This is a genomic window from Mesorhizobium sp. AA23 (assembly GCF_001672435.1).
Taxonomy (GTDB): Bacteria; Pseudomonadota; Alphaproteobacteria; order Rhizobiales; family Rhizobiaceae; genus Mesorhizobium.
This window is the reverse complement of sequence record NZ_LYTP01000010.1, coordinates 47307-61441: the sequence shown is the minus strand read 5'-3', so window position 1 is coordinate 61441 and position 14135 is coordinate 47307. Positions and strand designations below refer to the sequence as shown.

The following is a 14135-nucleotide window of genomic DNA, read 5'->3' as shown; positions in this document are numbered from 1 at the left end:
CCGTCTCGGCCATTAATCTATAAAGATAGTAGACTTTGTCGAGTGCTATTTTTCGCCGGTTTTTGGAAGGACGTCCTCGGAAACGGCAACTTGAAGGGCGTTTATTCTCAGCCGAGATCGAAAAAGTGCGGGGATGCGCCACCGGAGGATCCGACAAAATGCCTGTAGCTCCGGCTTTTTCGGCGGCAAACGGCCTCGTTCAAGCGCTTGGCTACTCGGTACGCGAGGGGATAGCATCAAAATAGTCTCACAGGACTCAGGGAGAAAAACATGGGCGGAAGGCTGGCGGGCAAGGTCGCCATCATCTCGGGCGGCGCGACGGGCATGGGTGGAGCGGCTTCGGAGCTGTTTGCCGCCGAAGGCGCCAAGGTGGCGATCATCGACCGCAATGCGATGCCGCCGGCAAGACCGCCGCGGCGATCCGCGCGCGCGGCCATGTCGCCGAGCATTTCGTAGCCGACGTTTCCGACGAGGCGCAGGTCGAGGCGGCGGCGAAGGCGGCCGCGGAAAAATTCGGGCTGGTGACCGTGCTGTTCAACCACGCCGGCACCATTGTGATTAAACCCTTCTTGGAGACGACTCTGCAGGAATGGGACTGGCTGCACGCCGTCAATGTGCGTTCGATGTTCCTGATGACGCGCGCGGTGCTGCCGGGCATGATCGCCGCCGGCGGCGGCTCGATCGTCTGCACCTCGTCGATCTCGGCGGTGGCGGCGACGCCGAACGAAGTGCTCTATGACACCACTAAAGGCGCCTGCCACATGTTCGCGCGTGCCATCGCGGTGGAGTTCCGCGATCGCAACATCCGCTGCAATGCCATCTGTCCCGGCTTCATCCGCACGCCGCACGGAATGCGCGAGGTCGCCGACCTCGGCAAGCTCGGCGTCGATGTTTCCGATGCCGCCATGGCCGCGCAACAGGGCCGCATCGGCGAGCCGGAGGAAGTGGCCAAGGCGGCGCTGTTCCTGGCAAGCGACGAATCGAGCTTCGTCAACGGCGCGCATCTCTTCGTCGACAACGCCTTCACGGCGATCTGAGGCGTCCCAAGCTTGGCGCCCTTCCTCTACCCCGGCGATCGGGGGAGAGGAAAGAATCTACCTACCGTTCCTCGCGTCGAAACGGCTTCAGCAGCGCCGAAGGCGCGACCGCGTTGCGCGAAATGAAGGCCATGGCGACGATGGTGAAGATGAAGGGCAGCATCAGGAAGGCTTCGTAAGGGATGTGCCCGAGGCCGCTGGCCTGCATCCTGAGCTGCAGCGCGTCGACGAAGGCAAAGAGCAATGCCGCGCCCGCCGAACGCCACGGGTCCCAGCGGCCGAATACCACCAGCGCGATCGCCACCCAGCCGCGCCCCGACACCACGCCGAAGGTGAAGGCGTTGAACTGCGCCATGGTCAGAAAGGCGCCGGCAAGACCCATCAGCGCGCCGCCGAGGATCACGGCCTGGAAGCGCGTGGCGATCACGCTGACGCCGGCGGAATCCGCCGCGCGCGGGTTCTCGCCGACCATGCGCACCGACAGCCCCCAGGGCGTGCGGTAGAGCACGAAGGCGGCAAACGGAACGGCGATGATCGCGAGATAAACCAGCGTGAACTGGTTGAACACCGCCGGCCCCAGGATCGGAATGTCCGACAGCAGGGGGATCGGCGCCGGCTGAAAGCCCTTGATGCTGGGCGGCACCGATTGCTGGCCGAAGATCAGCCGGTAGAGGAAATAGGCGAGCCCAGAGCAGAACAGCGTCACGCCGATGCCGCAGACATGCTGGCTGAGGCCCAAGGCCACCGTGAACAGCCCATGCACCGCGCCCATCGCCGCCCCGACAAGCACGGCCACCAGCACGCCCAGCCACAGGCTGCCGCTCAGGCTCGCGGCGGTGAAGCCGGCCATGGCCGCCAACAGCATGATGCCTTCGATGCCGAGATTGAGCACGCCCGCCCGCTCGGAAAACATCTCGCCTAGCGTGGCGAAGGCGAGCGGTGTGGCGATGCGGATGATGGCTGCGAGAAAGCCGACCTGAAAAATCTGCTCGAACACCGCGCTCATGCGGGCGCCCCCACGCGGCGGATGCGATAGGCGGTGAAGAGCAGCGCCACCAGCATCGCAAGCAGCGCCGTACCCTGGATGACCTCACTGAGGAAGGCCGGCACGCCGGTCGCGCGCGACATCGCCTCGGCGCCGGTCATGACCGCGGCAAGGAAGATCGCGGCCGGCACGACGCCGAGCGGATTGAGCCGGGCGAGCATGGCGACGACGATGCCGGAATAGCCGTAGCCCGGCGAGATGTCGCTCATCACCTGGAAGTGGACGCCACCAACCTCGCCGACGCCGGCCAGTCCGGCCAGAGCGCCGGAAAGCAGCGCGGTGGAGAGCAGCACGCGCTGGGTATTGATGCCGCCATAGCGGGCCGCCTCCGCATTCTCGCCGGTGACGCGGATGCGGAAGCCGAGCGTGGTGCGCGCGATCAGGAACCAGCAAACGGGCGCTGCGATCAGCGCCACGACGACGCCGATATGCAGCCTTGTGCCTTCGATCAGCACCGGGAAATTGGCGGAATCCTCGATTGGCGGCGAGATCGGATAACCGGAAAAGGTGTCCTTCCACGGCCCCTCGATCAGCGCCATCAGCGCGTAATAGATGACCGAGTTGAGCAGCAGCGAGCTGACCACGTCGTCGACCTTGAATTTAACGCGCAACGTCGCCGGCACCAGCGCGACGAGGGCGCCGGCCGCCGCGCCGGCCAGCGCCATCAGCAGGATGGCGAGCGGTCCCGGCATCGGGATGGCGCCTACGGCACAACTCGCAACCGCGCCGGCGAGCAGCTGGCCCTCGGCGCCGATGTTCCAGAATTTGGCGCGGAAGGCGATCGCCACCGCAAGGCCGGTGAAGATCATCGGCGCAGCGCGAACCAGCGTCTCGGTGATGGCGTAGCTGTCGCCGAGCGAGGCCGAGAGCATCAGGCCATAGGCCTCGATGACACCGGCGCCGGCGACTGCGATGAGACCGCTGCACAAAACCAGCGCGACGGCGATGGCGAGTAGCGGCAGTGCGAGATTGAACCAGGCCGGCGTCGAGCTGCGGGCTTCGAGACGGAACATCAGGCGTGCTCCCGAGGCAATTCCATAGCTCTACGCCCTCCCCTCCGCGCCGGTCATCAGCAGCCCAAGCCTCGCGACGGTGGCCTCCGGGCCGGAAAGCGTGCCGGCGATGCGGCCTTCGTACATCACCGTGATGCGGTCGCAGAGCATCAGCAACTCCTCGAGATCCTCGCCAATCACAATGATCCCGCAACCCTTCGCCCGCATGGCCAGGAATTTTTCGTGGATGAACCGTGCAGCGCCGATGTCGAGGCCGCGCGTCGGCTGCGAAACGATCAGCACCTTCGGATCGAAGGCGAGCTCGCGCGCCAAAAGCGCCTTCTGCAGATTGCCGCCCGAAAGCGCGCCGGCGCGCGTCATGGGGCCGGGACAGCGTATGTCATAGGCCTTGATCTGCGCCTCCGCGAAGGCGCGGATCGCGGCCGGATCGAGCAGTCCCTTGCGGCTGAAGGCCTCGGTGCCGATGCGGGGCAGCACCATGGAGTCGGCTAGAGGCAGGTTGGTGACCAGCCCGGTCGTCATCCGGTCCTCCGGAATGCGGCCGAGGCCGAGCGCCTGCAGCTCGCGCGGCGAAAATTGCGCAACTGCTTTGCCGGCTATCGTCATCGAACCGGCACTCGGCGACAGCATGCCGGAGATCACATCAGCCAGCGCCCGCTGGCCATTGCCGGAGACGCCGGCAACGCCGAGGATCTCGCCGGCGCGGACGAAGAGCGAGACCTCGCGCAGCGGCGTGCCGCCATGACCTGAGGTGGAGACGCCGTCGAGCGTCAGCACGGGCGCGCCAGGCGTCGAGACCTCCTTGATCGGCGGCATGATTTCGTGGCCGCACATCAGCTTGGCCATCTCGGCCGAGGTGGTTCCTGCCGGATGATCGACGCGGCCGGCGACCTTGCCATGCCGGAGCACGACGCAACGATGGGTGAGCGCCCTGACTTCGTTGAGCTTGTGCGAGATGAAGATGATGCCGAGCCCTTGCGCCGCCATCGAGCGCAGCGCGGCGAAGAGGCCATCGACCTCGCTGGGCGCCAGCACCGCCGTCGGCTCGTCGAGGATCAGGAGCCTGGCGCCGCGAAAGAGCGCCTTGATGATTTCCAGCCGCTGCTGCTCGCCGATCGAGAGCGCCGAGACCGGCAGGCCGGGATCGAGATGTAAGCCATGCTGGCGGCCGATCTCCTTCAGCCGCGCCAGCCCGCCCGTGCGGTCGATACGGCCGGACTTGCCGGCAATGCCGATCAAGAGGTTTTCCAGCACCGTCAGCCGTGGCGCCAGATGGAAATGCTGATGCACCATGCCGATGCCGGCCGCGAGTGCATCCGCCGAATCGTGGATGGCGACCGGCCTGCCCTCGACCAGGATCTCACCGGCATCCGGCGCATAAGCGCCGAACAGCACGTTCATGAGCGTCGTCTTGCCGGCCCCGTTCTCGCCGAGCAGGCCAAGGATCTCGCCGGGGGCGACGCTGAGATCCACGCCCTCGTTCGCCTTGACGGCGCCGAAGCTCTTGGTGATGCCGCGCATTTCGATCAGAGGGACGGGCAAGGATGCTCCTAATATCCCTCCCCCTCGAGGGGAGAGTGGCCCGCAGGGCCGGGTGGGGTCGCCCGCGACGCGCTTCCATCTTCAGTCGTCAAGGTCGAGCGGTTGAGACGACCCCTCCCGCCTCGCTTCGCTCGGCACCCTCCCCTCGAGGGGGAGGGTAAACTGCGCTCAATCCGACACAGGCGTGTTCTCGTCGACGTCGACGCGGAAATTGCCTTCCAGGATCTCGGCTCTCTTCTTGGCGACCAGGTCCTTGACCTCGGCCGGCAGCGTCTTCTCGAACTTGTGATAGGGCGCGAGATCGGAGCCGCCCTTGGCCATGCGCGAGAAGTCGCCATAGTCCTGCGCGGTGAAGACGCCCGCCTTGACCAGCTTGATCGCCTGCTCGACCGTCGGATACATATTCCATACCGGGCCGGTGATCACCGTGTCGGGTCCGAGGCTCGACTGATCGGACATGTTGGAGATGGCGTAGATCTTCTTTTCGACCGCCGCCTCGATGACGCCGAAACGCTCGGCATAGATGACGTCGACGCCGGCATCGATCTGCGCGATCGCGGCCTCCTTGGCCTTCGGCGGATCGAAGAAGGAGCCGATGAAGGCGACCTTCCGCTTGATGTTTGGATTGACCTCCTTGGCGCCGGCGAAGAAGGCGTTGACCAGCCGGTTCACTTCCGGAATGCCCATTGCCGCGACAGCGCCGATCGTGCCCGACTTCGACATCTTCCCGGCGATCAGCCCGGAGAGATAGGCCGGCTCGTGGATCCAGTTGTCGAAGACGCCGAAATTGGGTTCGGCCGGCCCGGCGCCGGAGCCGAACAGCCAGGCCGTCTTCGGGAACTGTTTTGCCGTGCGCCGCGATTCGCGCTCGGCGGCGAAGGCGTCGCCCAGCACCAACTGGTAGCCGCCTTGCGCATATTCGCGCATCACGCGGCTGAAGTCGGCGGTCTGCACCTTCTCCGACCATTTGTATTCGATGCCCAGCTCCTTCTCGGCCTTCTGCAGGGCGACATGGATCTGGTTGTCCCAGGGCTCCTCGATCGGCGTCGCGAAGATCGCCGCCACCTTCAGCTTCTTGTCCTTGGCGAAGGCCACGCCGGGCAGCGCCGCCGCGGTCAGCCCGAGGGCGCCGAGTTCCAGCACATTGCGCCGCGACAGGCCGGCGCGTTGCGTTTTGCGATGATCGTTTTCCATTGAAATCCCCTCTGCTCGACGACCGTGTCGAGCCGGCCGTTCAAAACATGTCAGACGGGAGGACTATGGAACGACGCCCGACCTTTGTCCACATGGTCAAATTTGGCTGGAGAGACCCCGCAGAGCGACCCCCTCCTCGCGACTTGTCACCGCACAGCCTTCTCGCCACCCGCCGCCGTGATCACCCCGACGATGATCAGCCCGGTCAGCACCAGCCGCACGCCGGCGCTGACGCCGAAGGTGTTGAGCATGGTGAGCAAAAGCACCAGGAACAGGCCGGCGCCCCAGACGCCGGGCACGTTGGCCTTGCCGCCGGCGACCGAGGTGCCGCCGATGACGACGACCGCGATGGAGGCGAGCAGATATTCATTGCCGATATCGACATTGGCGCCGCGGAAATAGCCGGCAAGCAGCGCGCCGTCGATGCCACCGAGCGCGCCGCAAAGCGTGTAGGTGAGGAAGCGGATGCGGCCGACATTGACGCCGGCCAGCCAGGCGGCGCGGATGTTCTGCCCGATCGCCAGCACCGAGCGGCCATAGATCATGCGCTGCAGCGCCAGCGCCGCGGCGATGGTGAAGACCACCGTCAGCATCGCCAGCACCGGGATCCCCAGCACCTGCCAGTTGGTAAAATCGGCAAAGCCCGGCGGCGGCTTGATCTGCAGGCCGCGCCCGTAGCTGATGTCGACCGACTGGATGATGAAGCTCGCCGACAGCGTCGCGATGATCGGCGGAATCCTGAGCGCCCAGATCAGCAGATAGTTGATGGCGCCGATCGCCGCGCCGCAGGCGAGCGCCGCCAACAGCCCGACGACGATCATCGAATCGCTGCCGCCCATAACCTTCATCGCCACCGCGCTCGCCAGTCCGATATTGGCGGGCAGCGACAGGTCGACATTGCCGGGGCCGAGCGTGATGACGAACATCTGGCCGACGCCGACGATGACGGTGAAGACGGCAAGCGAAAGTGCCGCCGTGACCATGCCGCCGGCGCCATAGCCGCCGGTGAAGGCGACGGTCGCCACCCACACGAGAACGGCGCCGACGAAGGACCAGAGCCAGGGTTTTTCAAGCAGCATCCGGACCGAGGTCATCGTTCACCTCTCCCTGCGGCTGATCAGCACCCGGGCCGCCAGCACGATGATCAGGATCGCGCCATTGGCGGCCACTTGCCAATCGGGCGGGATGTGCATGAAGGTCAAGAGCGGCGAGGCGGCCAAAGCCAGCGTCAGCGCGCCGATGACCGCGCCGATCGGCGACACCCGGCCGCCGACGAACTCGCCGCCGCCAAGGATGACGCCGGCAATCGAAAGCAGCGTGTAGCCGTTGCCGATATTGGCGTCGGCCGAAGTGGTGATGCCGATCAGCGCCATGCCGGAAAGCACGCCGAACAGGCCGGTCAACGTGAAGAGCACGATCTTTGTCTTGAGCAGCGACCAGCCGGCGCGCCTGAGCGCCGCGGCATTGCCGCCGGAACCGCGCAGGATGACGCCATATGAAGTGCGCATCAGGCCAAAATGCACGATCGCCGCGATGAGCAGTGCCGCCAGTATAGGGAACGGGATATAGGGCGGCTTGAAAGACATGATCGCCAGCAGCCAGTCCGGAGCCTTGCCGCCCGGCTTCGGCAGGATGAGGATGGCCAGCCCCTGCCAGACGAAGCTCATGCCGAGCGTCACCACGATCGAGGGCAGGTTGCGCAGATGGATCAGCGCGCCGAGCAGCGCGTAGACGCCGATTGAACCGAGCAGCACAGCGACACCGATGAGCGGCGCATCCCTGAGCCAGGTGGCGGTGACGCAGCCGACAAAGCCGACGAAAGTGCCGATCGACAGATCGAGCTCATTGCCGGCGATGACGAACATCTGCGCGATCGTCGCCAGCGCGATCGGGATCGCCAGGTTCAGCATCAGGTTGAAGCCGAAATAGCTGATGGCACGCGGATTGAGCCAGGCGATGGCCATCAGCACCAGCGCCAGCGACAGCGCCGGCAGCAGGCTGCGCAGCATGCGTGCGCGGGCCGCGCTGCCGCGGGAAGATTTGGGGAGCGTGCCGGGAGCGATCGCCGTCATCTCAGGCCGTGTCGCCGAACGAGGACTGGATGATCTTCTCCTCCGTCAGTTCGTCGCGTCCAAGATTGGCGACGATGCGGCCGTTCTTGAAGACATAGACATGGTCGCAATTGTCGAGCTCTTCGGTTTCGGTCGTGTACCAGAGGAAGGTGCGGCCCTTTCCGGCCTCCTCGCGCACGAGGTCGTAGACTTCGAGCTTGGTGCCGATGTCGACGCCGCGCATCGGATCGTCCATCAGCACGATCTCGGCATCGGAGCCGAGCGCGCGCGCAAACAGCGCCTTCTGCTGATTGCCGCCCGACAGCGAATAGATGTTGTTGTTCATGTCCGGCGTGCGGATGCCGATCTTCTTCTTCCAGAATTCGGCCAGCTCCGCCTCGCGCTGCGGCGAGATCAGCAGGCCGTCGCGCAGGCGCTGAAGCGAGCGGATGCCGATGTTCTGGGCGATTGACCATTGGGCGAAGATGCCGTCCGCCTGGCGGTCGCCGGCGACCAGCGCCACCGGCGCCGTCACTTCGATGCCGGCCCTGGCGCGCGAGGCGGCCGAGAAGATCGCGAGCAGCAGGTCCGTCTGGCCATGCCCCGCGAGTCCGGCAAGGCCGATGATCTCGCCCGCCCGGGCGACAAGCTCCTTGCCATCCTGCTGCCGCGCCGGGCGCGCCCGCACCCTGAGCGCCCCGACCGCGACCTTGCGGGTCTCGGCGGCGGCCTTCTGATGTTCCCCGGCGCCGCCCATCGCGGCGACCAGCTTGTCCCGGTCGAACGCGCTTGCGGCGTCGGCGGCGACCACCTTGCCGTCGCGCATCACCACGATGCGGTCGGCATTCTGCAGCACCTCTCCCAGCACATGGGAGATCAGGATGCAGCTGCCGCCCGCGGCGACGAAGCGGCGCACGAATGAAAGCAGCTGGCCGGCCGTGTGCGCATCGAGCGACGAGGTCGGCTCGTCGAGGATGACCAGATGCAGCGGCTCGCGGGTCAGCGTGAAGGCGCGCGCCACCTCGACCATCTGGCGGCGTCCGATCGACAGATCGCCGGCAATGTCGTCCGCCGCGATGCCGTGGTCGGGAAAGATCTCGTCGAGCTTGGCCTGGATGAGATCGGCGGCCTTGCGCCGCCAGCCGAGCCCGCTGAGCGAGGGATGGTTGATGCGCGTGTTCTCGGCGACGCTGAGGTTTGGGCAGAGCGACAGCTCCTGGAACACGCAGCGTATGCCGAGCTCGAGCGCGCGCGCCACGGAATAGCTCGCTTCCTGATTGCCGCGCACCGCGATCTGCCCGCCATCGGGCCGCAGCGTGCCCGCAACCATATGCATCAGCGTCGACTTGCCGGCGCCATTGTGCCCGACCAGCCCGACGCATTCGCCGGCGCCGACATGGAAGTCGACGCCGTTGAGCGCGCGGACGGCGCCGAAGTGCTTTTCGGCGCCGTCCAGCCTGACGATGTCTGCAATAGCCTGGAGCATCCTCAACGATATCCGGTCGGCGATGCGGCTGGCAACGTCGCGCCGCTATTGCTTGATGTTGGCCTTGATGGCCGCGATCGCGTCTTCCTGGGTGTATTCGTGGGTAGCGACGCCGCCTTCCTTGATCTTCGGCAGCGCGGCCTCGAAATTGTCCTGGGTGAAGGCGAGATACGGCACCAGCAGATCGTGCGGCACGTCCTTGCGGCCGTCGAGCACCTGCTGCGCCACCCAGAAGGCGAGCGTCGACACGCCGGGCGCGATCGAGGCCGACCAGGTCTGGTAGCCGTCCTTGTCCTTCTGCTCCTTCCACCACTTCAGCTCGTCCTGACGGTTGCCCATGATGATGGTCGGACGCGGCTTGCCGGCGGCGGCGAACGCTTGCGCGGCGCCGTAGCCGTCGCCGCCCTGGTCGACGACGCCGACGATCTCCGGCAGCGACGGCAGGATGGTCGCCACCGCCTTCTGCGCCGTGGTCTGGTCCCAGTCGCCGGTCACCGAGCCGACGATCTTGAACTCGGGATGGGCGGCGACGCCTTCGAGGATACCGGCATGGATGGCATCGTCGATCGAGGTGCCTGCCAGCCCGCGGATTTCCAGCAAGTTGCCGCCCTTCGGCTGGAATTTGGCCATCTGCTCGACTTCCTGCCTGCCCATGTCCTTGAAGTCGACGACGACGCGGTAGGCGCAAGGCTCGGTCACGATGCCGTCGAAGGAAACGACCACGATGCCGGCGTCGCAGGCCTGCTTGATGGCGCCGTTCAGCGCATCCGGCGAGGCGGCGTTGATGACGATGGCGTCATAGCCCTGCAGGATCAGGTTCTGCACCTGCGCGGCTTGCGTCGGCACTTCCTTGTCGGCGGTGGTGAAGACATCCGCCGCCGCCACCACCTTGTCCTCGACCGCCTTCTTGGTGACGATGGCGTAGCTGTCGAGCATCGCCTGGCGCCACGAATTGCCGGCATAATTGTTGGAGAAGGCGATCTTCTTGCCGCTCGTGTCGGCAAGCGCGGTGCCCGAGGCGAGCATGGCTGCAAAGGCGCTCAAGACCAGTAGTTTCTTCATGTCATTATCCTCCCAGATGTGTTGACTGCTGCACTTCCCACCGGCCCCTGCGGGTCGGCTTCACTCCCATCCGATCTGAGCGCGAACGGTCCCGCTCAAAACAGCCTCAATCCCGGCACCCGTACCCTCAGCCGGTAGAGCGACGTCGACGCGGCGATGTAGAGGCTCCGCAGGTCCTCGTCGCCGAAGGTGAAATTGGCACAATCTTCCGGCGTCGCGATGACGCCGAGGAGATCGCCCGACGCGTCAAAGACATGGATGCCGCCCGGGCCGGTGCAATAGAGGTTGCCGCGGCTGTCGATCTTCATTCCATCCGGCGCGCCTGGCGCATCGCCCTCGGTCACAGCCCATACGGCGCCGCCATTGAGGTCACCATTGGATTCGACGCCGAACACACGGATGTGGCCACGCGTGGTATCGTTGACGAAGAGCCGCGATTCATCGAGCGAGAAGCAGAGCCCGTTGGGCTGCGCGAAATCGTCGGCAAGCAACGTCAGCCCGGCGCCGTCGCCGTCGATCCGGTAGACACCCTGGTAGGACAGTTCCTGCGGCCTCGGCACGCCGTAGAATTCCGCTCGGCCGTAGGTCGGATCGGTGAAATAGATCGAGCCTCCAGTGGCGACGACAATGTCGTTCGGGCTGTTGAGCTGCTTGCCCTGGTAATGGCTGGCGAGAACGGTCGTGGTGCCGCCCGGCTCGGCGCGGGTAACGCGGCTGCTGGCGTGCTCGCAGGTCACCAGCCGCCCCTGCCGGTCGAGCGTGTTGCCGTTGGCCATGTGGCTCGGGTCGCGGAACGCCGCGATTTCGCCGGAAGCGCTGCGCCGGTACATGCGGCTTTGCGGAATATCGGAAAAGACCAGCCATTTCTCATAGGGATGCCACACCGGACCTTCGATGAAGCCGTAGCCGGTGGCGAGCCGCTCCATCGCCGCATTGCCGACGACGTCATCAAAGCCGGAATGACGGGCGCGCGCCGGGATCGACATCACGGGCTCTTGGGTTCCCGCACCGGCTTGCCGGCGACGAACCAGTCGCTGCCCGGCACGTCCTCGATCACCACCCAGATCGCGTCCATGGGCAGTCCGGCGACCTCGCTGATCGCCTCGGTGACCCGGCGAGAGATCTCGTTCTTGCGCTTTTGCGAATGACCCTCGAGTATCCGTATGCTGACGAACGGCATGAGCGCTTCCCCGGGATTTTTGTTTTTGTAGGACAAAAGCTAGTCGGGACGCGGACCGGGCGATAGCGGTCTAAGCGCAGCACCGACTGTGGTTTTGCACAGTCGGCACCGGCATCCACGGCTGCAGACAGGAGAACCATGGATGGCAGAGAGATGCGGCAGGCCGATCGTGCGGATTGCGGAACTGGAGATCGAGGCATCCCAGCTCGAAAGCTTCAGGGCCTTGCTCGCCGAAGAGATCGAGGCCTCGGTGCAGAACGAGCCTGGCGTGTTGTTCCTGCACGCGGTCTCGATAAAGGGTTCGCCCGAAACGGTGCGCGTCATCGAATGCTATGTCGATCATTCCGCATACCAAGCTCACCTGACCGCGCCGCACTTTCTCAAATACAAGGCGCGGACGGCTGATATGGTCAGGTCGCTTCGATTGATCGAGACCGAGCGGATCGTTCTGAGGGCCAAGAGCAATCAGCATTCAAGCTGAGCCTGTTCGCCCATCGCGGGGCTTACTGCTCCTGCAACGGCGTTGCCTGCGCGAGCCAGGCGTCGAGTTGCTCCTGCTCGCGCCGCAGCGCATCGATGTTGATCAGGCCTCGGGCCATGGCCAGATAGATCGCGCGGGTGCGCGAATTGAACACCGACGCCTCGCCAGCACCCTCCTCCGGCGGCACTATTCCGAGCTTCTCGTAGACATGCTTGATGCGGCTCTGCGCGCCGCGGATCGACAGGCCGCGCCGCGCCGCGATCGCTCGGTCGGTGAGGCCGAGCGCGATGTCGATCAGGCTTTCATATTCGCCGTCGGTGATGCCCTCGAACCGGTCCTGGACGCGGTGCTGGATGCCGCGGATCTCGCGGTCGATGATGCAATGCCCCTCGCGGAACACGCCCCGCAGCGCCGAGCGCATGCCTTCTTCCGTCGCCGATTTCAGCACATAGCCATAGACCGACCCCGGCGGCACGATGCGCGCCACGCCGCGCACATAGGCCTCGTCGGCGAAGTTGGACCAGAACAGGATATGCGTGCCGGCGCGCTGGCTCCAGATGGCGCGCGCCACCTCGATCCCGGTCGCCTTGGGCAGTTGCAGGTCGAGCACGACATGCGGCGGCTGCCGTTCCGCCGCAAGATTGATGGCGTCCTCGCCGTCGCCGGCTTCGATCACCTCGACATCGCCGGGCCACAATTGCTCGACGGTCCGCCGCGCGAAGGTGCGGTGCAGCCCGTCATTTTCGGCGATCATGACCAGCATCAGACTGCCTCCGCCACCGGCTGAGCTTCGGTTATCGCGGTGCCGTACGCCGCCGCCTCGGCCTCGGCGGACTCGCGATCGATCTCGATCACGACCCTGGTGCCGCCCTTGCGGTCGGCCGGCTCGAAACGCAGCCGCGCCCCGACAAGGGCCGCTCGCGTGTGCATGTGGCCGATGCCGCCTTGAGCGGCGGGATCGATCGCGCCGCAGCCATGCCCGTCGTCGGTGACGGTCACGTTGAATGTGGTTGCCGTCGACGCCAGCTGCACCTCGATGCGGCTTGGCGCGGCATGACGGACCGCATTGTTGATGGCTTCCTGCACGATGCGATAGAGCGCGGTGCGAAGTGTTTCCGACAGGCCGTCGGCGCTGCCGTCGCTGGTGTCGGCGATGCGCACCGCGATCGGCGGCTTGGCCCTGGCAACGCTGCGGTTGAGATGTGCCTCGACCGCGTCGCGCAGGCCGAACAGTTCCAGGACGCTCGGCCGCATGTCGTCGACGATGTGGCGCAGCTCCGCGAGGCAGCCCGCCACCTCCTGCTCGAGATCGGCAAGCTGGGCCGTCCGCGCCACGCCCCGGCTGCGGAACGCAGAAACCTGACGTGCGATGCGGGCAAGGTCGGCGAGCGTCTGGTCGTGCAGGTCCATGGCCATGCGGCGCCGCTCGCGCTCCATGCCCTCGGTCAGTTGCGAGGCGCCGACTCTCAGCAGTTCCGCCCGGTTGCGCGCCTCGCTTTCGGCGAGCATGGCGCGGCGCGCTTCCTCTGTCTGGATCAGCGCGAACATATAGGGCCCGATGAGGTCGGCGCATTGCTGAGCGACCTCGACGTCCTCTTGCGAGTAGCAGCCGGCCTTGTGCCGGCTGATGTTGAGCGCGCCGATCACGCTGCCGCGTGCCCGCAGCGGCACGATGATGCGGCTGCGCAGCTTGGCGGCGAAGATCGGTCCGTCGAACGCTCCCTCGAAGTGGAATCGGTCGTCGAGAAGCGCGTTGTCGGTCAGAAGATAAGGCGTGTCGCCCCACAGCACGCGCCGGATCGGGCTGCCCTCGACCGGATGCTGCGCCAGATCGCTCCAGCTGGTATGGAAGCCGGCCTCGTAGCAGGCATGCATGCGCCCATCGAGCGACAACACCGCCAGATCGATATGGTCGTGCGGGATGAGCGTGCCGATTTCGATCGCTGTCGCCCGGAACGCTGAGCCCGGATCGATATGGCCGGCGAGCGCCCGCGAGATCGCGAGCAGCCGATCGATCAGCTGGGGAGATACCTCCGACATGTCT

13 protein-coding genes and 1 pseudogene are annotated in these 14135 nt (G+C 65.8%); 2 read left to right on the top strand and 12 right to left on the bottom strand.

The genetic code is table 11. The features are described from left to right. Nucleotides 1–270 precede the first annotated feature (270 nt). A pseudogene (locus A9K66_RS09990) lies at nucleotides 271–1037 on the top strand (SDR family oxidoreductase). A 61-nt stretch (nucleotides 1038–1098) separates the two neighbouring features. Here A9K66_RS09990 and A9K66_RS09985 read toward each other — a convergent pair. The 10 genes from A9K66_RS09985 to A9K66_RS09940 all read right to left on the bottom strand — a co-directional run bounded on the left by A9K66_RS09985 (nucleotide 1099) and on the right by A9K66_RS09940 (nucleotide 11610). Further along, complete coding sequence (locus tag A9K66_RS09985) at nucleotides 1099–2043, bottom strand: ABC transporter permease (protein ID WP_067323061.1); 945 nt, start codon at nucleotides 2041–2043, stop codon at nucleotides 1099–1101. Next, on the bottom strand, nucleotides 2040–3095 hold the full coding sequence (locus tag A9K66_RS09980; RefSeq protein ID WP_067323058.1) for an ABC transporter permease: 1056 nt from the start codon (nucleotides 3093–3095) through the stop codon (nucleotides 2040–2042). Before A9K66_RS09980 ends, A9K66_RS09985 begins: the two co-directional genes overlap by 4 nt. 30 nt (nucleotides 3096–3125) lie before the next feature. Beyond that, nucleotides 3126–4637: an ABC transporter ATP-binding protein gene (locus tag A9K66_RS09975; protein ID WP_156751052.1), complete on the bottom strand. Its 1512-nt coding sequence runs from the start codon at nucleotides 4635–4637 to the stop codon at nucleotides 3126–3128. Nucleotides 4638–4805: 168 nt separating this feature from the next. Then, a complete protein-coding gene (locus A9K66_RS09970) occupies nucleotides 4806–5831 on the bottom strand; it encodes a BMP family protein (protein ID WP_067323051.1) in 1026 nt (341 codons plus the stop codon). A 146-nt stretch (nucleotides 5832–5977) separates the two neighbouring features. After that, complete coding sequence (locus A9K66_RS09965) at nucleotides 5978–6925, bottom strand: ABC transporter permease (RefSeq protein WP_067323048.1); 948 nt, start codon at nucleotides 6923–6925, stop codon at nucleotides 5978–5980. Between the two features lie 3 nt (nucleotides 6926–6928). Further along, nucleotides 6929–7903: an ABC transporter permease gene (locus A9K66_RS09960; RefSeq protein WP_067323044.1), complete on the bottom strand. Its 975-nt coding sequence runs from the start codon at nucleotides 7901–7903 to the stop codon at nucleotides 6929–6931. Nucleotide 7904: 1 nt separating this feature from the next. Then, nucleotides 7905–9368 carry a sugar ABC transporter ATP-binding protein gene (locus A9K66_RS09955; protein ID WP_067323041.1) on the bottom strand — a complete coding sequence of 488 codons (1464 nt, stop codon included), beginning with the start codon at nucleotides 9366–9368 and terminating at the stop codon, nucleotides 7905–7907. Nucleotides 9369–9413: 45 nt separating this feature from the next. Continuing rightward, nucleotides 9414–10430 carry an ABC transporter substrate-binding protein gene (locus A9K66_RS09950; protein ID WP_066998252.1) on the bottom strand — a complete coding sequence of 339 codons (1017 nt, stop codon included), beginning with the start codon at nucleotides 10428–10430 and terminating at the stop codon, nucleotides 9414–9416. A gap of 95 nt (nucleotides 10431–10525) precedes the next feature. Further along, nucleotides 10526–11416, bottom strand: a complete 891-nt coding sequence (locus tag A9K66_RS09945; protein WP_067323136.1) for an SMP-30/gluconolactonase/LRE family protein — start codon at nucleotides 11414–11416, stop codon at nucleotides 10526–10528. Next, on the bottom strand, nucleotides 11416–11610 hold the full coding sequence (locus tag A9K66_RS09940) for a 4-oxalocrotonate tautomerase family protein (RefSeq protein WP_067323038.1): 195 nt from the start codon (nucleotides 11608–11610) through the stop codon (nucleotides 11416–11418). Before A9K66_RS09940 ends, A9K66_RS09945 begins: the two co-directional genes overlap by 1 nt. 142 nt (nucleotides 11611–11752) lie before the next feature. Between A9K66_RS09940 and A9K66_RS09935 the strand changes: the two genes are divergently transcribed. Then, nucleotides 11753–12091, top strand: a complete 339-nt coding sequence (locus A9K66_RS09935) for a putative quinol monooxygenase (RefSeq protein ID WP_067323034.1) — start codon at nucleotides 11753–11755, stop codon at nucleotides 12089–12091. Between the two features lie 22 nt (nucleotides 12092–12113). On the opposite strand, the gene A9K66_RS09930 is transcribed toward A9K66_RS09935, so the two are convergent. Both A9K66_RS09930 and A9K66_RS09925 read right to left on the bottom strand, forming a co-directional pair. Beyond that, a complete protein-coding gene (locus A9K66_RS09930; protein ID WP_066998258.1) occupies nucleotides 12114–12854 on the bottom strand; it encodes a response regulator transcription factor in 741 nt (246 codons plus the stop codon). Further along, nucleotides 12854–14131, bottom strand: a complete 1278-nt coding sequence (locus A9K66_RS09925) for a histidine kinase (RefSeq protein ID WP_067323031.1) — start codon at nucleotides 14129–14131, stop codon at nucleotides 12854–12856. Before A9K66_RS09925 ends, A9K66_RS09930 begins: the two co-directional genes overlap by 1 nt. Nucleotides 14132–14135: the final 4 nt, after the last annotated feature.